Annotated in this window: 18 protein-coding genes, 1 tRNA gene and 1 pseudogene; 6 read left to right on the forward strand and 14 right to left on the reverse strand. The window is 68.9% G+C overall.

Annotation, left to right across the window (positions count from 1 at the left end):
• Positions 1-284: pseudogene (locus H5393_RS09145) on the forward strand (IS481 family transposase); the annotation flags it as partial.
• A gap of 36 nt (positions 285-320) precedes the next feature.
• Here H5393_RS09145 and H5393_RS09150 read toward each other — a convergent pair.
• A tRNA-Pro gene (locus H5393_RS09150) sits at positions 321-397 on the reverse strand.
• 162 nt (positions 398-559) lie between these two features.
• Between H5393_RS09150 and H5393_RS09155 the strand changes: the two genes are divergently transcribed.
• From H5393_RS09155 to H5393_RS09165, 3 genes are read left to right on the forward strand one after another with little or no spacing between them, the layout of a single operon-like run.
• Positions 560-1,846 carry an NAD(P)/FAD-dependent oxidoreductase gene (locus H5393_RS09155; protein ID WP_182766408.1) on the forward strand — a complete coding sequence of 429 codons (1,287 nt, stop codon included), beginning with the start codon at positions 560-562 and terminating at the stop codon, positions 1,844-1,846.
• Positions 1,847-1,857: 11 nt separating this feature from the next.
• Positions 1,858-2,178 (forward strand): TusE/DsrC/DsvC family sulfur relay protein, encoded by a 321-nt coding sequence (locus H5393_RS09160; RefSeq protein ID WP_076058898.1) that lies wholly within the window; start codon positions 1,858-1,860, stop codon positions 2,176-2,178.
• A gap of 12 nt (positions 2,179-2,190) precedes the next feature.
• Complete coding sequence (locus H5393_RS09165; RefSeq protein WP_182766409.1) at positions 2,191-2,820, forward strand: DsrE/DsrF/DrsH-like family protein; 630 nt, start codon at positions 2,191-2,193, stop codon at positions 2,818-2,820.
• On the opposite strand, the gene H5393_RS09170 is transcribed toward H5393_RS09165, so the two are convergent.
• The 6 genes from H5393_RS09170 to prcB form a co-directional block, all read right to left on the reverse strand.
• Positions 2,802-4,421 carry a SulP family inorganic anion transporter gene (locus H5393_RS09170; protein ID WP_182766410.1) on the reverse strand — a complete coding sequence of 540 codons (1,620 nt, stop codon included), beginning with the start codon at positions 4,419-4,421 and terminating at the stop codon, positions 2,802-2,804. The two genes, H5393_RS09165 and H5393_RS09170, sit on opposite strands and share 19 nt — an antisense overlap.
• Positions 4,422-4,625: 204 nt before the next feature.
• Positions 4,626-5,957 carry a ribosome biogenesis GTPase Der gene (gene der, locus H5393_RS09175; protein WP_076058903.1) on the reverse strand — a complete coding sequence of 444 codons (1,332 nt, stop codon included), beginning with the start codon at positions 5,955-5,957 and terminating at the stop codon, positions 4,626-4,628.
• Between the two features lie 44 nt (positions 5,958-6,001).
• A complete protein-coding gene (cmk, locus tag H5393_RS09180) occupies positions 6,002-6,658 on the reverse strand; it encodes a (d)CMP kinase (protein WP_182766411.1) in 657 nt (218 codons plus the stop codon).
• Complete coding sequence (locus H5393_RS09185) at positions 6,658-7,731, reverse strand: prephenate dehydrogenase (protein ID WP_182764668.1); 1,074 nt, start codon at positions 7,729-7,731, stop codon at positions 6,658-6,660. Before H5393_RS09185 ends, cmk begins: the two co-directional genes overlap by 1 nt.
• On the reverse strand, positions 7,724-8,380 hold the full coding sequence (gene prcA / locus H5393_RS09190) for a proteasome subunit alpha (RefSeq protein WP_182766412.1): 657 nt from the start codon (positions 8,378-8,380) through the stop codon (positions 7,724-7,726). The genes H5393_RS09185 and prcA overlap by 8 nt, the downstream gene beginning before the upstream one ends.
• Positions 8,377-9,156 carry a proteasome subunit beta gene (prcB, locus tag H5393_RS09195; RefSeq protein ID WP_245243902.1) on the reverse strand — a complete coding sequence of 260 codons (780 nt, stop codon included), beginning with the start codon at positions 9,154-9,156 and terminating at the stop codon, positions 8,377-8,379. Before prcB ends, prcA begins: the two co-directional genes overlap by 4 nt.
• A gap of 24 nt (positions 9,157-9,180) precedes the next feature.
• On the opposite strand from prcB, the gene H5393_RS09200 reads away from it, so the two are divergent.
• The gene (locus tag H5393_RS09200) at positions 9,181-9,540 is read left to right on the forward strand and encodes a DUF3054 domain-containing protein (RefSeq protein WP_182764671.1); all 360 of its coding nucleotides are present in this window, start codon (positions 9,181-9,183) and stop codon (positions 9,538-9,540) included.
• Here H5393_RS09200 and H5393_RS09205 read toward each other — a convergent pair.
• The 3 genes from H5393_RS09205 to metH are packed head-to-tail and all read right to left on the reverse strand — an operon-like array spanning position 9,463 to position 14,547.
• On the reverse strand, positions 9,463-10,431 hold the full coding sequence (locus H5393_RS09205; RefSeq protein WP_182766413.1) for a tRNA (adenine-N1)-methyltransferase: 969 nt from the start codon (positions 10,429-10,431) through the stop codon (positions 9,463-9,465). The two genes, H5393_RS09200 and H5393_RS09205, sit on opposite strands and share 78 nt — an antisense overlap.
• A complete protein-coding gene (locus tag H5393_RS09210) occupies positions 10,428-11,093 on the reverse strand; it encodes an HAD family phosphatase (RefSeq protein WP_182766414.1) in 666 nt (221 codons plus the stop codon). Before H5393_RS09210 ends, H5393_RS09205 begins: the two co-directional genes overlap by 4 nt.
• Complete coding sequence (metH, locus tag H5393_RS09215) at positions 11,083-14,547, reverse strand: methionine synthase (RefSeq protein WP_182766610.1); 3,465 nt, start codon at positions 14,545-14,547, stop codon at positions 11,083-11,085. Before metH ends, H5393_RS09210 begins: the two co-directional genes overlap by 11 nt.
• 41 nt (positions 14,548-14,588) lie before the next feature.
• Here metH and H5393_RS09220 point away from each other — a divergent pair, with 41 nt between their 5' ends.
• Positions 14,589-15,440, forward strand: a complete 852-nt coding sequence (locus H5393_RS09220; RefSeq protein ID WP_076058919.1) for a proteasome assembly chaperone family protein — start codon at positions 14,589-14,591, stop codon at positions 15,438-15,440.
• Positions 15,441-15,474: 34 nt separating this feature from the next.
• Here H5393_RS09220 and rpe read toward each other — a convergent pair whose 3' ends face one another.
• The 4 genes from rpe to H5393_RS09240 are packed head-to-tail and all read right to left on the reverse strand — an operon-like array spanning position 15,475 to position 20,337.
• Complete coding sequence (gene rpe / locus H5393_RS09225) at positions 15,475-16,128, reverse strand: ribulose-phosphate 3-epimerase (RefSeq protein ID WP_182766415.1); 654 nt, start codon at positions 16,126-16,128, stop codon at positions 15,475-15,477.
• 59 nt (positions 16,129-16,187) lie between these two features.
• Entirely contained in the window at positions 16,188-17,498 is a 1,311-nt protein-coding gene (locus tag H5393_RS09230; RefSeq protein ID WP_255436437.1) for an RsmB/NOP family class I SAM-dependent RNA methyltransferase, read from the reverse strand.
• Positions 17,495-18,406, reverse strand: coding sequence for a methionyl-tRNA formyltransferase (fmt, locus tag H5393_RS09235; protein ID WP_182766417.1), 912 nt, complete (start codon positions 18,404-18,406; stop codon positions 17,495-17,497). Before fmt ends, H5393_RS09230 begins: the two co-directional genes overlap by 4 nt.
• Positions 18,403-20,337 (reverse strand): primosomal protein N', encoded by a 1,935-nt coding sequence (locus H5393_RS09240; protein ID WP_182766418.1) that lies wholly within the window; start codon positions 20,335-20,337, stop codon positions 18,403-18,405. The genes fmt and H5393_RS09240 overlap by 4 nt, the downstream gene beginning before the upstream one ends.
• Between the last annotated feature and the right edge of the window lies 1 nt (position 20,338).

Raw genomic sequence — 20,338 nt, forward strand, 5'->3', positions numbered from 1 at the left:
AAGCCAGCCCAGACCCCACCCAGCCCGGCAGGCCCCACGACCGGGTCCGCCTCGACCACGTCGACACCCAAGGCGTCGTCACCCTGCGCCACGCCGGCCGCCTCCACCACATCGGCATCGGCCGCACCTACAAGGGAACCTGCATCAAACTCCTCATCCAGGACCTCGACATCACCATCATCAACGCCACCACCGGCGAGATCCTGCGCGAGCTCACCCTCGACCCCCACAAGGACTATCAACCCATCGACCCGAAAAAGAAGAAGCCTGAACCCTCACAATGAGGGTTCAGGCTATTCCGATGTCCTGAGACATCACACTGGTCGGGCTGACAGGATTTGAACCTGCGACCCCTTGACCCCCAGTCAAGTGCGCTACCAAGCTGCGCTACAGCCCGCCCGCTGCCGTGAGGCAACTCGGATAGCTTAGCGCCTCTCGCCGCGGTGCGCACATCGAGGCCGACCCGTACCGGAAATGCGCCGACTGGTTGACCAATTCCCCGGCGCGACATACGGGGCGGGGTATAGAATCGTGAGCATTCCTACTCATGGAGGTCTCAATGAAGAGGCTGCTCATCCTCGGTGGGGGCACCGCGGGCACGATGGTGGCCAACAAGCTGCGCGCCGTCCATCCGCCAGAGGAGCTCGCCATCACGGTGATCGACCGCGACAACGATCACCACTACCAGCCGGGCTACCTGTTCCTGCCGTTCGGCATCTACACCCCGGACAAGATCGTGGAGCCGCGCCGCCGGTACCTGCCACGCGACGTGGATCTCGTCCTCGGCGAGATCGACCACATTGCCATCGACAGCAGGACTGTGCTCCTCGCCGACGGTCGCGAACTGCCGTGGGACACCCTCGTCATCGCCACGGGCGTTCAGCCGAGACCGGACCTCACGCCCGGGGCGGACAGCCCTGACGTCCACCACTTCTACGATCTGCCCGCCTCCATCGCCCTGCGCGACGCCATGCGGGATTTCAGAGGCGGCCGCCTCGTCATCCACCTCACCGACATGCCCATCAAGTGCCCCGTCGCGCCGCTCGAGTTCACCTTCCTGGCCGACGGCTTCTTCCGGGACCGGAAGTCGCGACACAAGGTGGAGATCGTCTACGTGACCCCGCTCGACGGGGCGTTCACCAAGCCGGTCGCCTCCAGGGAGCTTGGGTCGATGTTCGCCGAACGCGACATCGCGTTGGAGACGGACTTCGCCGTCGAACGCGTCGACACCGACGCGAAGGAACTGGTCTCCTACGACGACCGGCGGATCCCCTACGACCTGTTGGTGTCCATCCCCCTGAATCTCGGCCCGGAGTACATCTCGCGTTCAGGCCTGGGGGACGAGCTCAACCTCGTGCCCTGCGACCAGCAGACCATGCGGGCGGATGCCCATCCGGACATCTTCGTGCTGGGCGACGGCGGCACCCTGCCGACATCGAAGGCCGGGTCGGTCGCGCATTTCTCGGTCGACGTGTTCATGGACAACTGGCCGCACTACCTGAAGGGCGAGCCCCTCCCCCACTCTTTCGACGGTCACGCGAACTGTTTCATCGAGACGGGCCACGGCAGGGGCATGTTGCTGGACTTCAACTACCAGACGCAGCCCTACACCGGCACCTTCCCCCTCCCGGTGGTCGGGCCGATGCGGCTGCTCGGCGAGTCGCGCTCGAACCACCTGGCCAAGCTCGCCTTCAGATGGGTCTACTGGCAGCTGCTCCTCAAGGGCCGGCCGCTGCCGTTCACCACGGACATGATGCTGCTCGGCAAGCGCCTCGAAGGCGACTCCGCCGGGCTCACCCTCACTCAGTGGGCACGCAAGAAGCTGCCCCTCGGCACCCGGAGTTGAAGGAGAATCCCGTGCCACGCACACGCATCGACGGCGGCCGCGTCATTGACGTCAACGACGAGGGCTTCCTCACAGACTACGAACAGTGGGACGACGACCTCGCCCGCGTCCTGGCAGGGTACGCCGGCCTCGACGCACTGACCGACGACCACTGGAAGGTGCTGCGCTTCCTGCGCAGCGACTACCCGGAGCGGCAGGAGACGGCGACCCTGCGCCGCACGTCGGTGGTCGGTGGCTTCGACATGAAGGAGCTGTTCCGTCTCTTCCCCGGCAAGCCGGCCAAGAAGATGTCCTATATCGCCGGGCTCCCCAAGCCCAAGGGCTGCGTCTAGAGAGGCCGTGCCATGACCGAGATCCTCGACCACCCGATCATCCCCGACTTCGGTCAGGTGACTGCCCGGCCCCCGTCGTCCGACGCCTCGACGGAGGGGAGGGCACGCCTGAAGCCGTCGGATTTCGCTGCCCCCGCGGTCGGGGCGGAGCCCGTAGGGCAGCCGCGCAAGATGTGCTTCATCGCCTCCAAGGGCAACCTCGACATGGCCTACCCCGCGCTCATCATGGCCAACGCGGCGTTGGGAGAGGGCATCGAGACCCACATCTTCTTCACGTTCTGGGGCTTCGACCTGGTGACCGAACGCACGATGGACAATCTGAAGTTCACCATGCTCGGCAACACCGCCATGCACCTGCCGATGGCGCCGTCGATGCCGGTGTGGTCCGGCATGGGCGCCATCCCCGGTATGACGCGGATGGCGACCAAGATGATGACCAAACAACTCGACGACCTGGAGATTCCAGGGGTGCGCGAGTTCCTCGACATCATCGTGGCGGCCGGAGGTCACCTGTGGGGCTGCAAACTCAGCTTCGACATGAACGGCCTGGTCATGTCCGACCTCTATGAAGGGGTGGAGGACGTGATCTCCGCCTCCGACTTCGTCGAACTCAGCGCTGGAGGTCAGATCATCTTCGTCTGAACCACGCCGGTGCGCAGTTCGTCGTCGATCCAGGCCAACGCCTCGGACAGTTCCTTGACGTGATGGCGTTGCTGGGTGGCGCCCATCAGCACGGAGGTGCGTCGCTGGGTGTTGTTCATGCCCTGGATGACGTAGATGATGTGACGTCGGCGCAATCGCCGCAGCGCGGTGTCGAGCGCGACGGCGCCGGACGCGTCGAGGATGCGCATCTGGTGACAGCGGATGATCACCGCCGCGGTGTGGTCCCCCAGGTCGTTGACCTCGTCGATGAACCGCTGCGCGTTGCCGTAGAACAGCGCGCCGTCGACCCGGAAGATGGCGACGGCATCGCGCAGGTGCTCCTGCTCCGCGTTCCAGTCCACGACGCCCTCCATCGTGGTGGTGGGCAGGTTCTGCCGGGCCACCACGGAGTAGGTGGCCATGTGCCGCAGGCTCATCACGGCAGCCATCAGGAGCCCCAGCAGCACGGCGGCCACCAGGTCCAGCAGGACGGTGGCGGCGAAGGTGAGCAGGAACGTGTTGCGGTCCGCCCTGGTGACGGTGAGCATCGTGCGGCCGAGGCGCAGGTTGATCATGCGCCCGGCGGTCACCAGGAGCACGCCGCCCAGCGCGGCCATCGGCACGGTCGCCACGATGGGTGCCAACAGCAACATGACGGCCAGCAGCATCACGGCGTGTGTGACCGACGACAGCCGGGTGCGGGCCCCGGCTCGGACGTTGACGGCGGTCCGGGCGATGGCGCCCGTGGCGGGCAGGCCACCGAAGAGTCCCGATGCGATGTTGGCCAGGCCCTGGCCCATCAGCTCGCGGTCCGGGTTCGTCGCAGTGAGATCCGGACGCATCCCGTCGGCGACCCTGGCGGACAGCAGCGACTCGAGCGCGGCCAGCGCCGCGATGGCGAGGGCCGGCCCGGCCAGGTCCTGCAGCATCCCCATGGTGAAGTCCGGCACCCGCGGTGAGGGGAGGCCGGTGGGCAGCGCCCCGATGGAGTCCACTGTGATGGGGAGCAGCACGATGGCGACCGTCGCGATGATGATGGAGATGAGCGCCAGCGGCCATTTCGGCACGTAGCGCAGGCCCACCAGGTGCAGCGCGATGACCGCGACGGCCAGTGCGAGGGGCTGCCAGGCGTGGCTCCAGTCGGCCTGCTGGATGGTCTGCCAGCCGGCGACCAGCGTGGATTCCGACGAGCCGCGTGGGGCGTCGAGGATGAGCGGTAGCTGCTGCAGCGCGATGATCACGCCGATGCCCATCGTGAACCCCTCGACCACGGGGAAGGGGATGAACTCCACGGATCTACCGACGGCCGTGATGGCCATGGCCACCACGATGATGCCGCCCATGATGGCGAGCAGTGGGATCACGCCGAGGCCGTACTTGGCGATGACCGGGAGCAGCACGACGGTCATGGCGCCCGTGGGGCCGGAGACCTGGAGGTGGGAACCGCCGAAGACGGCGGCGACGATGCCCGCGACGATGGCGGTGACGAGGCCGGCTGCGGCACCCGCCCCGGAGGCGACACCGAAGCCCAGAGCGAGCGGAAGCGCCACCACGCCGACGGTGATGCCGGCCACCAGGTCCTTCAGCCAGGAGTGCTTCAACCCGCCATAGTCCGCTGGCCCCGGCCAGAGGTTCCTCAGGTTGATGAAGTGTTCGCCCGCCAGCACTCGGTAGCGGCGTATCTGTTCCCTCGGCGTCAGGCGCTGAGGTTCAATCCGGAAATCCCGGTTTCCCATGTGGTAATCGCCTCCAGAGCGAAGCGTACTACTCCGAGCACCGGGATCCGATCTCCCGTCGGCTTGGTGTCAGACGCGGTCCTTGCGCTTCTCACGAGCACGGATCTGTACCTGGACGGGGGATCCCTCGAAGCCGAAGTCCTCCCGGAGGCGGCGCTCGATGTAGCGCACGTAGGTCTCGTCCATCTTGCCGCTGGTGAACAGCGCGAAGGTGGGCGGGCAGTTCTGCGCCTGGGTGCCGAACAGGATGCGCGGCTGCTTGCCGCTGCGCACGGGGTGCGGGTGGGCGGCCGAGAGCCGGCCGAGGAAGGCGTTGAGCTTGCCGGTGGAGATGCGCGACTCCCAGCCTGCGGCGGCCGTTTCGATGGCCTTGCCGAGCTTGTCGACGTTGCGGCCGGTCAGCGCGGAGATGTTCACCGTCGGTGCCCACTTCCACGCCTGCAGGTCGCGGTCGACCTCCCGTTCCAGGTAGTAGCGACGCTCCTCATCGGTGAGGTCCCACTTGTTGAAGGCGATGACCAGGGCGCGGCCGGATTCCTCGATGTTGCTGAGGATCCGCAGGTCCTGGTCTGACACCGGCTCCGAGGCGTCGACCACCATGATGCACACCTCGGCGCGTTCGATGGCGGCCTGGGTGCGCAGCGAGGCGTAGTACTCGTGGCCGGAGGCCTCCTTGACCCGCTTGCGGATGCCTGCGGTGTCGATGAGGCGGTACACCTGCCCGCTGATCTCGACGAGCTCGTCGACGGGGTCCACGGTGGTGCCGGACACGTCCGACACCACGACCCGCTTCTCCCCCGCCATCTTGTTCAGCAGCGAGGACTTGCCCACGTTCGGCTTGCCGACGATGGCGATCCGGCGGGGCCCGCCGATCTCCTCGTAGGTCTCGCGCGGGGCCTCAGGGATGGCGTCCAGCAGTGCGTCGAGCATGTCACCCGAGCCGCGACCGTGCAGGGCGGAGACCGGGAACGGCTCGCCCAGACCCAGGTTCCACATGCTGGCGGCCATGACCTCGTGACGCTGGTCGTCGACCTTGTTCGCGGCGAGCACGACAGGCTTCTGGGAGCGGCGCAGCACGCGGACCACCGCTTCGTCCTCATCCGTGGTGCCGACGGTGGCGTCGACGACGAAGAGCACCGCGTCTGCCAGCGAGATGGCCATCTCCGCCTGCTCCGCGATGGCGGCGGCCATTCCCGTCGCGTCGGAGATCCAACCGCCGGTGTCGACCAGCACGAACTCACGTCCGTTCCAGTTGGCGTCGTACGAGACGCGGTCACGCGTGACGCCAGGCTGGTCCTGGACCACGGCTTCCCGGCGACCGAGGATACGGTTGACCAGCGTCGACTTGCCGACGTTGGGTCGGCCGACAACGGCCACGATGGGCTTGACGGTCTCGGTCACGGGAGCCTCCTGAAGAGAGTGGGCAGCGCCCCAGCCTAGTCGAATCAGCTGGGCGGTGTGAGCGCGACGATTGCGTCGACCACTTCCGAGGGTGTCAGGAAGGTCGAATCGATGACCGTCACGCCCGCTGCGGCGTCGGTGAAGTTCGACACCGTGGAGTCATCGCGATCCCGGCGGAGCACCTGGTCGGTCACTTCCGCGGCGGTGGCCCTGCCCTCCACCTCGGCCGCGCGTCGGGCGACCCGGGCGGAGGGATCCGCCACCAGTAGCACCCGCACGTCCGCGTCAGGCGCCACGACGGTGGTGATGTCGCGGCCCTCGACGACGATGCGCCGGTCGTGCTGCGCGATGACGGTGCGCATCAGTTCCGTGAGCAACCGACGTACCTCGAGGTTGGTGGCGACCGTGGAGACGGCCGCGGAGATCCGCGGCTCGCGGATCTCGTCGGTGACGTCGTGACCGTTGATGTGGAACGTAGGCGACTCCGGGGTGGTTCCGCACACCAGCGCGGCCTCGGCGACGAGCCTGGCCACTGCGTCGACGTCGGCTCCCCCGGGATAGCGACGCAGGTACTCGGTGGTCGCCGCCCGGTACATGGCGCCGGTGTCGAGGTACCCCAGGCCCAGCCGTCGGGCCAGCAGTTTTGCGGTGGTGGACTTGCCGGAGCCGCTGGGCCCGTCGATGGCGATCAGCAGAGACATCAGACATTTCCTCCGTTGGATGACCACGCACCCCAGCCGCGCTCCAGCAGGGTGGCGCGGAGCTTCTCGGCGACCTCGCTCTCGACGGAGATCTGCAGGTAGCCGACCTCGCGGACCGGGTCGTGGGTGATTTCAAAGTCCTCGACGTTGAAACCCAGCTCGCCGATGTCGGTGAACAGGCGGCCCAGGGCGCGCGGTTCATCGGGGATCTCGACGGTGACCTTGAGCAGATCGAGAGGGTTCTGGCCGTGCTTGCCGAGCAGTGAATGGGCGCCGGTGCGCCCGATGGACAGGAAGTGCTCGAGGTCCTCGGGGTGATCCAGCACGCTGATGAGGTGCGCCAGGTCCGTGGCGACCTCCTCGAGTTCGTGGCGGACGGCGTCGGCGTTGGAGACGATGATCTGGCGCCACAGGGCCGGGTCCGAACCGGCGATGCGGGTGACGTCGCGGATCCCCTGGCCGGCGAGCCGCAGGTTGTCCGTGGGCACCTCACGGAGGTGGCTCGCGGTCAGGATGCTCATCAGATGCGGCACGTGACTGACCTGCGCCACCGCCTCGTCGTGCAGGTCCACCGGCATGGTGACGACGCGGGCCCCCACCTCCTGGGCGAGCTTCTCGATGCGGGCCACGTCCTCCGGCAGGTTCCCGTCCTGCGGGGTGACCACCCAGGTGCGGTCCTTGAAGAGGTCGCCTGATGCGGTGAGGGGGCCGGTGAACTGGGATCCGGCCATAGGGTGCGAGCCCACGTAGCGGCGATGCTCCGGAGCGAGCTTCACCACCGCCTCCAGGATGGGGGCCTTGACGGAGCCGACGTCGGTGATCACGGCGTGCGGGAACTTCTCGAGGGTCTCCGCCACGAGGCTGGGGATCACCTCTGGCGGGGTGGCGACCACCACGATGTCGGGGTTGTCGGTGGCCTCATCCGAGATGCGGCCGGCGCCGAGCCCCGCGGCCACCAGGGAATGGGCGGCCACGATGTCCCAGAGGATCACGTCGTAGCCGGCGCGCGTGAGTGCCAGCCCGAGCGAGGAGCCCACCAGGCCGGCGCCCAGGATCAGTACCGATTCAGCCACGGGCCACCTCGTCCCGGCTGAGGCGGCGGAAGGTGCGGCGCCTGGCCGCGCCGCGCTCCAGCACGGCGACCTCGAGCTGGTCCGAGTGCAGGGCGTTGCCGGCCAGCGCGACGGCGTCGCGCAGCGGTGCGTCGGGGGCGAAACCTGCCCGCACCACGTCGGCGACCCGTTCGGCGTCCCCGCCGATGACCGCGAGTTCCTGTTCGTCGGTGATCACGCCGTCGTAGCTGATCCGGTACAGCACGTCGCCGATGGGCTGCTCCCCCAGTTCAGCGACGATCAGCTCCACCTCATAGGGCTTCTCACCACCGGAGGCGAACGCGCCGCCCAGCAGCTGCGAGTAGGCGCCGGCCAGGCTGCGGCCCGTCACGTCACGGCGGTCATAGGAGTAGCCCCGCAGATCCGCGTGCCGGATCCCGGCGATCCGCAGCGTCTCGAACTCGTTGTACCGGCCGACCGCTGCGAAACCGATGCGGTCGTAGATCTCGGCGACCTTGTTCAGCGTCGTGGAGTGGTTCTCCGCCACCATCGCGATCCCACCGGCATAGCGCAGGACGACGACGGCGCGCCCCCGTGCGATGCCCTTGCGGGCGAACTCCGCCCTGTCCAACATCTGCTGCTCGGGACTGACATAGAACGGCAGGCTCACAGCGCGTACCCCCTCGGGCCGTCGGGACGCGCGGTGCGTGCCGCGACGATGGTGTGGGCGAGCTCCCGCACGCCCTCTTCGGACCAGCGGGCGACACCGGCGGCCGAGGCCCGCAACACGAGCGGAAAGATGCCCCGGGTGAGGTCGAGGCCGGAGGTCGCGGAGTCGTCGTCGGCCGCGTCGTACAGCGACTGCAGCAGTGCCGCGACGGCCGAACGCTCATCGGCGTCCGGGTCGTGCAGCTTCTTCAACGCCCCGCGGGCGAAGGCTGCGCCTGATCCGACGGAGCAGTACTGGTGCTCCTCGTAGCGGCCCCCGGTGGCGTCGTAGGAGAACATCCGGCCGCGTAGCGCGCGCTCGTCCCAGCCGACGAACAGGGGCAGCACCACCATGCCCTGCATCGCCTGGGGCAGGTTGGCCCGCAGCATGGAGCTGAGCCGGTTAGCCTTGCCGTCGAAACTCAGTTGCGTGCCTTCGACCTTCTCGAAGTGCTCCAACTCCACCTGGAACAACCGCACCAGTTCGACGGCCAGCCCCGCCACGCCCGCCACCCCGATGATCGACAGGTCATCGGCACCGAAGACCTTCTCGATGTCGCGCATGGCGATGGCGGTGCCCATGGTGGCGCGCCTGTCGCCCGCCATCACCACGCCGTCGCGGTAGCGGGCCGCCACAATCGTGGTGCCATGCACGGCAGGCATGGCGGCACCACCGGCGGCGGGGAGGGTCTCCGGCGCCACCTGCCTCAGGTACTCCATGAAGGAGGGGCTGTCCATCATCACCCTTCTATAGTGGCTGGCATGAAGCGAGTAGTGCCAATCATTGTCGATCTGGTCTGCGTACTGGTCTTCGCCGTGATCGGGCGGGCATCCCACGGCTTGGACCTGCTCGGCGTCCTCGCCACGGCGTGGCCGTTCCTGCTGGCCTGCCTCATCGCCTGGGCTGCGGTGGCGATGACCAAGTTGCCCTTCGCCGGCTGGCGGGAGGGGCTCATCGTGTGGAGCGTGACGCTCGTCGTGGGCATGGTACTGCGCATCGTTGCCGGCGACACAGCGGCCTGGGCGTTCGTCGTGGTGGCCGCGCTATTCCTGGCCGTCACCCTCATGGGTTGGCGCTTCGTCTGGAGACTGAGCCGCCACCGGAGCGCCCGCACCGCCTAGGTCCGCCGGGATGTTCGCCGGGCGAGGACCGGTGTAGTCGGGGCCGTAGGCGCCGGGGGCGGGCCGACGGCTGCGCATCGGCGCCTGCTGGTCCGGGGCCAGTCGTCGGGAGATCGCGAGGAACCCGGTGTGGCTCGACGTGCCGTGCCCTGGCCGGATGGCCAGACCCTCGGCGTGCCAGTCACGCACGGTCGTCTCGGTGAGCTGCGGCTCGGTGAAACCTCCGTGGGCGCGCAGGGTGTCGGCCACGCGACCCAGTTGGGTGGCGGTGGCCACGTAACACACCAGCACGCCGCCGGGGACGAGACGCTCCCCCACGGCCCCGATGCACTCCCAGGGGGCGAGCATGTCGAGGATGGCCCGGTCGATCTCGTCGTCCGTGATGGCCTCGACGAGGTCGCCGACGGTCACCCGCCAGCCGGGGTGGTCACCGCCGATGAAGTTGCGCACGTTGTTCTGGGCGACCTCGGCGAACTGCTCACGCCGCTCGTAGGAGTGCAGCGTGCCCTCGGGACCGATGGCCCGCAGCAGCGCCAGCGACAGCGCGCCGGAACCGACGCCGGCCTCCAGCACACGCGCGCCGGGGAAGATGTCGCCCCACATCACGATCTGCGCGGCTTCCTTGGGGTAGATGACCGCGGCGTCGCGCGGCATGGCCACCATGTAGTCGTGGAGCAGCGGCCGCAGCGCCAGGTACTGCATGCCGCCGGCCGACTTCACCACCACGCCCTCGGGCCCGCCGATCAGCTCGTCGTGGTGCACCGCCCCCTTGGTGGTGTGCCACGTCGCCCCCTCCTTGAGGAGGATCGACTTGCGGCGGCCCTTGTTGTCGGTGAGCGTCACGCGCTCGCCGGGCTGCAGGGGCCCTCTGTGAACTCCCGACAGGTTCATGCCAGTTCCTTCCGTGCCCGCCATACCTCGACGAGCCTCTCCCAGGTGATGCCGTCGAGCCCTTCGCCGATGTGCATACGACGGTGCTGCTCGAGCGGCACAGAAGGCACAGCGTAGACGACGGCGCCCGAGGCGAGCCCGGACAGGGTGCCCGGCACGGAGTCCTCCAGGATCACAACGTCCTTCGGCGAGACGCCCAGCCGCTCCATGGCGAGGAGGTATCCCTCCGGGTGCGGCTTGGTCTTCTCCACGTCGTCGGAGGTGACGATGAACGAGACATGCCTGGGCAACCGGTCGCGTGCTGCGTTGAGGACGGACCCGCTGCTGGCGGTGACGATCGCGCAGGGCACGCCCAACGCCGCCAGCTCCACGAGGAGTTCGCGCGAGCCGGGCAGGTACGGCAGGTCGCGCTGACGGAGGTGGTCGGCCACCCGCTGCAGGAGCGTCTCCAGCAGGCCGTCGATGTCGTCTGAGCCGATGGCCTCGGCGATCATCGCGGCGGAGAGTCGTGCGTCCTGGCCTGTCATCGACTCCCACTGCTCGGTGGTGAACGTCACCCCGTGCTCGGCGAGCATCTGACGCTCGATCTCCTGCCACACGGGCTCGGTGTTGACCAACGTCCCGTCGAAGTCCCAGAGGACGGCCTTCGGCTCAGCCTGCATTGAAGTACTTCGCTTCCGGGTGGTGCACGACGATGGCATCAGTCGACTGCTCAGGGTGCAACTGCAGTTCCTCGCTCAGCTCGACGCCGATCCGCTCCGGCTCCAAGAGCTCCACGAGCTTGGCGCGGTCCTCCAGGTCCGGGCAGGCGGGGTAGCCGAAGGAGTAGCGCGAGCCGCGGTAGCCCTGCTTGCGGATGGCCTCCTCGATGTTGGAGGTGGCGCCGAAGCCCAGGTCCTGGCGGATCCGGTCGTGCCAGTGCTCGGCGAGGGCCTCTGTCAGTTGGACGGACAGGCCGTGGAGCTCCATGTACTCGCGGTAGGAGTTGGCCTCGAACAGCTTGGCGGTGCCCTTGGCGACCTCGGCACCCATGGTGACCAACTGCATGGCCAGCACGTCTGGCCCGCGCTCGGCGGCCTCGTCGGCGTCGCGGAAGTAGTCCGCCAGGCACAGGCGGCGGTCACGGCGCTGCCTCGGGAACGTGAACCGGGTCAGCTCCTTCTGCGGGTCCTCAGGGCTGCCGACGACGAGCGACTCTCCCTCGGAGTACACGGGGAAGTACCCGTAGACGACGCCGAAGTTGGCGAGGTTCTCCGTCTTGATGCGATCCATCCACATCCGCAGCCGGGGCATAGCCTCGGTCTCGACGATCTCCTCGAACGTCGGGCCTCCCCTGCTCCCCTTCAGGCCCCACTGGCCCATGAATGTGGCACGGTGGTCGAGCCACGCCGCGACGTCCGCCAGGGCGATGCCCTTGACCACGCGCGTGCCCCAGAACGGCGGGGTGGGGACGTCGATGTCGCGGGCGACGTCGGAGCGGGTGCCCGGTTCGATCGGCACCTCCTCCACCTCGACCTTGGCGTAGCGGCGCTTCTTGGGCTCCGGCAGCTTCGCGCCCGGAACGCCCTGCTTCACGGCCATGACGGCGTCCATGAGCGCGAGGCCCTCGAACGCGTCCTTGGCGTAGCGCACCTGGCCCTCGAAGATGTCGCCCAGGTCGTGCTCGACGAAGGTACGGGTGAGTGCGGCACCTCCGAGCAGCACCGGGTACTTCTCGGCGAGGCCCAGCCGGTTGAGCTCTCCCAGGTTGTCCTTCATCACGAGCGTCGACTTCACGAGGAGCCCGGACATGCCGATGGCGTCGGCGCTGTGCTGCTCGGCGGCGTCGATGATGGCCTGGATGGGCTGCTTGATGCCGATGTTGATGACGGTGTAGCCGTTGTTGCTGACGATGATGTCGACAAGGTTCTTACCGATGTCGTGTACGTCGCCACGGACGGTGGCCAGCACGAGGGTGCCCTTGCCGGTGTCGCTCTCCGACTTCTCCATGTGCGGCTCGAGGTGGGCCACGGCCAGCTTCATGGTCTCGGCGGACTGGAGCACGAACGGCAGCTGCATCTGGCCGGAGCCGAACAGTTCGCCCACGGTCTTCATGCCGGCGAGCAGGTCCTGGTTGATGATGTCGAGGGCCGGCTTGTCCCTGAGGGCCTCGTCGAGGTCTGCGGTGAGCCCCTTGGCCTCGCCGTCGATGATCCGGCGCTGGAGGCGCTCCTCGAGGGGCAGCGCGGCCAGTTCTGCGGCGCGAGAGGCGCGGGCGGAGGCCGCGGTGACGCCCTCGAACAGGTCCAGGTACTTCGAGAGCGGGTCGTAGCCCTCGGAGCGGCGGTCGTAGACCATGTCGAGGGCGACCTGGCGCTGTTCCTCCGGAATGCGGTCCATCGGGAGGATCTTCGCGCTGTGCACGATGGCCGAGTCGAGGCCGGCCTGGACGCACTCGTGCAGGAACACGGAGTTCAGCACGATGCGGGCGGCCGGGTTGAGGCCGAACGAGACGTTCGACACTCCCAGCGTGGTGCGCACGCCGGGGTACAGGCGCTTGAGTTCGCGGATGGCGTCGATGGTCTCGATCGCGTCGCGGCGCGTCTCCTCCTGGCCCGTGGCGATGGGGAACGTGAGGCAGTCGACGAGGATGTCGCCCACGTCCATGCCCCAGTTCTGCGTGAGGTCTTCGATGAGGCGCGACGCGACGCGCACCTTCCATTCGGCGGTGCGCGCCTGGCCCTCCTCGTCGATGGTCAGGGCCACGACGGCCGTGCCATGCTCCTTCACCAGCGGCATGATCCGGCCGAAGCGTGACGTGGGGCCGTCACCGTCCTCGTAGTTGACCGAGTTGATGATCACGCGGCCCGCCAGGTGCTCCAGACCCGCGAGCAGGACCTCCGGCTCCGTGGAGTCGAGCACGATCGGGAGCGTGACCGCAGTGGAGAGGCGGGAGGCGAGTTGCTTCATGTCGGCCACGCCGTCGCGGCCGACGTAGTCGATGCAGAGATCGAGCACGTGCGCCCCGTCGCGGGCCTGGGACTTGGCGATCTCGACGCACTCATCCCAGTTCTCCGCCAGCATCGCCTCACGGAAGGCCTTGGACCCGTTGGCGTTGGTGCGCTCGCCGATGTTGAGGTAGCTGGCGTCCTGTTCGAACGGCACCTCGATGTAGAGCGAGCTGGCCGAGTTCTGCGGCTGGGGGTCGCGCGGGGCGACCTCACGGCCGCTGTAGCGCTCAGCGAGGAGACGGATGTGCTCAGGCGTGGTGCCGCAGCAACCGCCGATGACCGCAAGCCCGAACTCGTCCAGGTAGGTGCCCAGGGCGTCGGCGAGGCCATCGGGGCCCAGCGGGTAGCGGGCACCGTCGGCCGTCAGTTCCGGGAGACCGGCGTTGGGCATGGTGCCGACGGCGATCTTGGCGTTGCGGGCGAGGTGACGCAGGTGCTCGCTCATCTCGGCGGGACCGGTGGCGCAGTTGAGGCCGATGCAGTCCACTCCCAGCGCCTCCAGCGCCGTGAGCGCGGCGCCGATCTCGGAGCCCAGCAGCATGGTGCCGGTGGTCTCGACGGTGACGTTGACGAGGATGGGCAGGTCGACGCCCGCCTCCGCCGCGGCCCGCTGCGAGCCGATGATGGCGGCCTTGGCCTGGAGGAGGTCCTGGCAGGTCTCGATCTGCACCGCGTCGATGCCGCCGCGGATCATGGCGGCCACCTGACGCTGGTAGGCGTCGCGGATGGCGGCGAACTGCACGTGCCCGAGCGTGGGCAGCTTGGTGCCGGGGCCCATGGAGCCCAGGACGAAGCGGGGCTTGTCGGTGAACTCGTCTGCCACGCCGCGGGCGATCCGCGCGGCGGCCTCAGCAAGTTCGTCGAGGCGCTCGACGATGTCGTACTCAGCAAGCGCAGCCAGGTTGGTGCCGAAGGAGTTGGTCTCAACGGCGTCTGCGCCGGCTTCGAAGTAGGCGCGGTGGACGGAGGCCACGATGTCGGGCCTGGTCACGTTGAGGATCTCGTTGCAGCCCTCGAGCCCCTGGAAGTCGTCGTCGACACTGAGGTCACCGAACGACTGCAGCATGGTGCCCATCGCCCCATCGGCAACAAGCACACGACGATTCAACAGGTCTCTCAGATTAATAGCCACCTGGCAAGGCTAGCCGCACCCGGTAGGCTGGACGAATGCAGTTCGCGCCTTTGGACGGTCTCCGAGACCCCGCAGTGGTGATCGGGTTCTCCGGTTGGAACGACGCCGGCAATGCGGCCAGCGATCTGCTGCGCCATCTGATGGACTCCTATCCCGGCACTGACGCGGGCATCATCGACGACGAGCGCTACTGGGATTACCAGCAGACGCGGCCCATGCTGCACCGCACCGCGGACGGCGCCTGGGTGGAGTGGCCGGCGCTCCGGTTGCGCGCCGTGCATCACCCGGACCGCGACATCATCGTCGTCCTGGGCCCGGAACCGAACCTCCTGTGGCGGCAGTTCTCCATGGACCTGGTGGACCGGATCAAGAAGATCGACCCGGAGATCGTCGTCTTCCTCGGCGCCATGCTGAGCGACACGCCGCACACGCGTCCGCTTCCCGTGGGGGTCTACACCAGTGATCCCGCGGTCGAGCGGAAGTACAACATGGACGCCAACGACTACACCGGGCCCACGGGCATGATCGGCGTGGCCGGGCAGTTGATGTTGCACGAGCGGATCCCAGCGGCTTCGCTGTGGGTGTCCGTCCCGCACTACGTGTCGTCGCCGCCCAACCCGAAGGCGCAGGACGCGTTGCTCACGGAGCTGGAGGGGATCCTGCACGTCAAGATCCAGCACGCGGAACTCCCCGCCGAGGCGGATAAGTGGACGCTGGCGGTGGACCAGTTGAGCGCGCAGGACCCGGACATCGCTGAGTACATCGGCCAGCTCGAGGAGGCCCGCGACACCGAAGAGGTGGAGGGCGCCACGGGCGACACGATCGCGGCGGAGTTGGAGAAGTTCCTGCGCCGCCGTCAGGGCGACGACCAGCCGAACGGCAACTGACCCCTGGCGCTGAGGATCCTGCGGATTTCAGTGCCTAGTGCTGGCAGGCCCCCGCGGCGAGGTTGCGCAGCTGGTTGACCATCGCGTCGGGGTCGGCCGCGTTGTAGACAGCAGACCCCGCCACGAAGGTGTCGGCGCCGGCCTCCGCGCAGCGCTCGATCGTCTCCGCGCTCACGCCACCGTCGACCTGGATCCAAATGGGCCGGTCCCCCAGCAGCTCGCGGGTGCGGCGCACCTTCGGCAGCACCAGGTCCAGGAACTTCTGGCCGCCGAAGCCCGGCTCGACGGTCATCAGGAGCACCATGTCGACCTCGTCGAGCATGTCCGCGTACGAGTCGATGGGGGTGGCCGGCTTCAGGCCGATGGAGGCGCGGGAACCCAGCCGGCGCAGCTCGCGGGCCAGCCGGATGGGTGCGTGGGCGGCCTCCACGTGGAAGGTCACTGACTCCGCACCGGCCTCGGCGTAGGCAGGAGCCCAACGATCCGGGTCCTGGATCATCAGGTGGATGTCGAGCATCTTGTCCGTGGTCCTGCGGATGGACTCCACCACGGGCAGCCCGATGCTCAGGTTCGGCACGAAATGGTTGTCCATCACGTCGACATGGATGGCGTCGGCGCTGCCGATCCGCCCGATCTCCGTGGCGAGGTTGGCAAAATCGGCGTTGAGAATGCTCGGGGTGATACGCATGACAGCACCCTATCGAGTGGCGGAAGAGCGATCTAGGCGGGAGGTCGGCAGCGGACCGGTCAGGAACCCACGCGCAGCAGCGCGAGGTACATCGCGTCTGTGCCATGGCGCTGAGGCCACAACTGCACATCGTCTCCCAGCGCGCTCTCAGGCACGTCGGGCAGCGCGTCCGCAGCGTGCAGCCGGGCGACCTCGGGGTGCTCAGCAAGCACGTCGTCGACCACCTCGACCGTCTCCGCGCGGTGCGGCGAGCACGTCACGTAGGCCACCACTCCCCCGGGCACCGTCGACGCGATGGCCTGACGGAGCAGGTCGCGCTGCAGGCCGCCCAGCGACGTGACGTCCTCCGGACGCCGGCGCCACCGCGACTCCGGGCGACGACGCAACGCGCCCAATCCGCTGCACGGCACGTCCACCATGACCTTCGAGAACTGTCGACCCCAGGCCGGGCGGGTGCCGTCAGCCGTGATCGTCACTGCGCCGTCCGGGTAGGCGGACAGGGCCTGCTGCACCAGCCGCGCGCGGTGCTCCTGCGACTCCGATGCGACCAACCAGGTGCCCTCCTCGCGGGCCAGGCCGGTCAGCAGGGCCGCCTTGCCGCCCGGGCCGGCGCACATGTCCAGCCACGGGCCGGCCGGCGCCTCCGTGCGGGCCAGCGCCCACGCAACGAGCTGGGAACCCTCGTCCTGCACGCCGACGCGGCCCTCGCGCACCGCCGCCTGCTCGGCCGGGGCGCCGTCGGTGGTGGCGCCGAAGGGCGAGAACCGGGTGGGGGTGGCACCGGACAGGTCGGCGATGGTGGCCAGGCCCGGGCGCACGACGAGGGTGGGATGCGGCGGCTCGTTGTTCGCTGCGAGCGCACGCGGCAGCTCATCCGGAGTGAGCAGATCCGCGTAGGCGTCGACGATCCAGCGCGGATGGTGGCCGCGGATGGCCAGTTCATCGAGGGGAGCGGCCTTCGTGGACAGCTGGTCGAGCCACCCGTCCAGGTCCTTGGCCGAGATCTTGCGCATGATCGCGTTCACGAGCCCCGTGACCCGCTGGCCGACGGTGACGCGGGCCAGATCGACCGTCGAGGTGACCGCCGCGTACTTCTTCATCTTCATGCCCAGCAGCTGGTGGGCGCCGAGCCGCAGCACGTCGACGACGGCGGGCTGGAGCGTGTTCAGCGCCCGCCCGGCGGCGGCCTCGATGACGCGGTCGTAGGTGCCCATCAACCGGCACGTGCCCGAGACAAGTTCCGTGACGAGACCGGCATCGCGGGTCTCCAGCCCGGCCGTGGCCAACCGCTTGGCCAGCGCCAGGTTGGCGTAGGCGTCCTCGCCGGTGATCTGCCGCAGCACGTCGAACGCCACCTTGCGAGGATTCATGTCAAAGCCTTCCCTGCCACGCCGGAGCGGGCCCATTCGATGGCCGGCATCCGTCGCTTCCCGGGGGCCTGCACCTCGAGGAGTTCGAGCGTGCCCTCCCCGGTGCCGACGAAGACCTGCCGCTTGGTTGCTTCGAGTTCGCCCGGCGCCAGGGCATGGTCATCGGCGACCGACGCCCGGTAGATCTTGAACCGCTGCCCGTCGAGTTCGCACCAGGCCCCCGGGTCCGGCGAGCACCCCATGATGAGGTTCCTCAGTTCCTGCGCCGACCGTGCCCAGGCGAGGCGGGCCTCTTCGACGGTGATCTTGGCCGCCACGGTGAGACCCTCGGCGGGCTGCGGCGTGGGCCGCTCGCCGGCCGCCACCATGTCGATGGCCCGGACAAGCTGGTCCGCGCCGCTCTCCGCGAGCGCCGCCAACAGCTCCCCTGCGGTGGCGTCGGGCATGGGACGCGACTCCATCAGGTACACGTCGCCCGCATCCAGTTCCCGCACGATCTGGAAGCAGGCGGTGCCGATCTCCTCGTCGCCCGCCATGATCGCGCGCTGTACCGGCGCCGCCCCGCGCCACCTGGGCAACAGGGAGAAGTGCAGGTTGACCCAGCCGTGCGCCGGGATGTCCAGCGCCGACTGCGGCAGGAGCGCGCCGTAGGCGACCACCGGGCACACGTCGACGGCGAGTTCCCGCAGGCGGGCCTGAAAATCCGCCTCGCGGGGATGCGCGGGCTTCAGCACCTCGATCCCCAGTTCCTCCGCACGCACGGCCACCGGCGACGGCGTCAGCTTCCGGCCACGGCCGGCGGGCGCATCCGGGCGGGTGACGACAGCCACCACCTTATGTTGCGACGCGACCAGGGCGTCGAGCGAGGGAACGGCGACCTCGGGGGTGCCGGCGAACACGAGCCTCATCTGTCCTCCAGGGATTCGGGATCGACGTGAATACTGAGCTGGCCCTTTTCCTTGCGGGCTGAGCGGATGGCCGCGGCGCTCTTGACCCGCCGCGTCAGTTCGCGGGCATCCTGGACGGGGGTGCGCAGCAGCGCCGCCCAGCGTTCGGGGCCCACCTCTGTGGGGCCGAGGATATCCACCCCGGCCCAATCGTCGTTGTCGAGGAACTCGCGCACCGCGTCGGCGTCGCCGACGATGCGCGCCATCTTGACCACCGGGGTCAGTCCGGCCTCGGCCCGGTCGGCGAGTTCCCTGGTGGCGAAACCGGCGAGATCCGCCCGCAGCATGGCCTGCACCGTGGGATGGGTCGCTGAGCCGACCAGTAGCACGGAACCCCCGTCGAGGGGACGACGTGCCAGCGCCGCGGCGTTGGACCACCGGCGCAGCGCCTCCTCCGCGGCCCGGAGGCTGACCCGGGAGAGCGTGACCTCGGTGTCGAGGATGAGCACGCCTGCGTAGCCCGACGGGGCGCTGGGCTCGGCTCCGGGCGTTGCCACCACGATGGCGGGCTCGTCGGGAATCTCGTCGCGGATGTTCTTCGCCGAACTGTTGACGGCGAGGGCCCCTGGGAAGGCGCGCGCCAACTCCTCCGCGGTGCGCGCGGCGCCGGCCAGCGGCGTGCGGAGGCGCGACGTGTGGCAGTGCGGGCACGTCCACCGCGTGGGCTTGAACCCACAGAGCGAACATTCGGGCTCGTCCCGGCGACGGGCCCGCATGGGGCCGCTGCACCGTGCGCACACGGCACGGTTACCGCACCGCTGGCACGCGAGGGAGGCCGAGTGGCCGGTCATCGGCACCTGCACGAGCACGGCGCCCTGCGGCAGGTGCTCGCGGAGGAAGCGGAAAGCCAGCGAAGGGATGCGTAGGCGTGCCGCGGTGGGATCGTGTTCGCGCTCGACCTCCCCGACGGCCCGGACCGGCGCGACGATCCGCCGTGCCTCGGTGGGAGTGAGGCTGAGTTCGGCCAGCCAACCGCGCTCGACTAGCGCCTGCGCGTCCACACTGCGCGAGTGCCCCGCCAACATGAGGGCCGCGTTCTGGCGCGCCGACCGCAGGATGGCCACGGCGCGGGCATGGGGATAGGGCGCTCGGAGCTCCTCGTGGGCGTCATGGCCGTCGTCGACGACCACCACCAGGCCCAGATCCTGCAGCGGGGCGAAGACGGCGCTGCGGGTGCCCAGCATGATGCGTGCCTGGCCACGCGCGGCGGCGAGATAGGCGCGGTACCGGGCCGAACGGCCGGCCTCCGAGGCCAGCGCGCCCACGGCGCCGTGCCCGAACACGGCCCGGAACCGGGCCACAGCTGGGGTGAGCTCGCGCACAGTGGGGAACACGACGACCGCGGAGCGGCCGGAGAGCAGCGTGGCGTCCACGGCCTCGATCACTCCGCCGAGCAGGTCACCCGCTCCCCCATGGACGGCGGCGGCCTGCCACACCAGGCGGGGCGAGCGGCCCTCCCCCAGCGCGTCGAGCAACGACTGACCGGCGGGGTACGACGGCAGCACCGAGGACCGCCCCAGGTGTTTGGGAGCCGGCCATTCGCGTTGCGGGGCCTTCTCAGTGGCAGCGTGCCGCGGCGCGATGGCGAGCCGGGCGACATCAGACCAGACCCCCGCGTAGTGGTCTGCCACTCCACGGATCAGTTCGTACACCTCAGGGGAGGCGATGGGTTCCGAGGAGACGACCTTGCTGAGCCGCGCCAGCGACGCGACCTCTGAGGTGTCGGCGATCTCGATGAGCCACCCGTCGCGCTGGGTTCCGGCGAACGGCACCTTCACCCGCGCGCCGACGGTGGCCGCCTCGACCAGTTGGTCTGGAATCTCGTAATCGAACAGCCGGTCCAGGTGGGCCAGCGCCATGTCGACGGCGACCCGCGCCACCCGGCCCGTCACG

The sequence above is a fragment of the Tessaracoccus sp. MC1756 genome (assembly GCF_014164735.1).
Lineage (GTDB): Bacteria > Actinomycetota > Actinomycetes > Propionibacteriales > Propionibacteriaceae > Arachnia.

Excerpts from the sequence above, each read along its gene's own strand:
- H5393_RS09230 (WP_255436437.1), bottom strand. The coding sequence starts at position 17,498 with ATGAATCCTCGCAAGGTGGCGTTCGACGTGCTGCGGCAGATCACCGGC.
- H5393_RS09210 (WP_182766414.1), bottom strand. The coding sequence starts at position 11,093 with ATGCAGGCTGAGCCGAAGGCCGTCCTCTGGGACTTCGACGGGACGTTG.
- prcB (WP_245243902.1), bottom strand. The coding sequence starts at position 9,156 with ATGGACAGCCCCTCCTTCATGGAGTACCTGAGGCAGGTGGCGCCGGAG.
- cmk (WP_182766411.1), bottom strand. The coding sequence starts at position 6,658 with ATGTCTCTGCTGATCGCCATCGACGGGCCCAGCGGCTCCGGCAAGTCC.
- fmt (WP_182766417.1), bottom strand. The coding sequence starts at position 18,406 with ATGAGGCTCGTGTTCGCCGGCACCCCCGAGGTCGCCGTTCCCTCGCTC.
- rpe (WP_182766415.1), bottom strand. The coding sequence starts at position 16,128 with ATGCGTATCACCCCGAGCATTCTCAACGCCGATTTTGCCAACCTCGCC.
- H5393_RS09155 (WP_182766408.1), top strand. The coding sequence starts at position 560 with ATGAAGAGGCTGCTCATCCTCGGTGGGGGCACCGCGGGCACGATGGTG.
- H5393_RS09205 (WP_182766413.1), bottom strand. The coding sequence starts at position 10,431 with ATGAACCTGTCGGGAGTTCACAGAGGGCCCCTGCAGCCCGGCGAGCGC.
- H5393_RS09165 (WP_182766409.1), top strand. The coding sequence starts at position 2,191 with ATGACCGAGATCCTCGACCACCCGATCATCCCCGACTTCGGTCAGGTG.
- H5393_RS09220 (WP_076058919.1), top strand. The coding sequence starts at position 14,589 with ATGCAGTTCGCGCCTTTGGACGGTCTCCGAGACCCCGCAGTGGTGATC.
- H5393_RS09200 (WP_182764671.1), top strand. The coding sequence starts at position 9,181 with ATGAAGCGAGTAGTGCCAATCATTGTCGATCTGGTCTGCGTACTGGTC.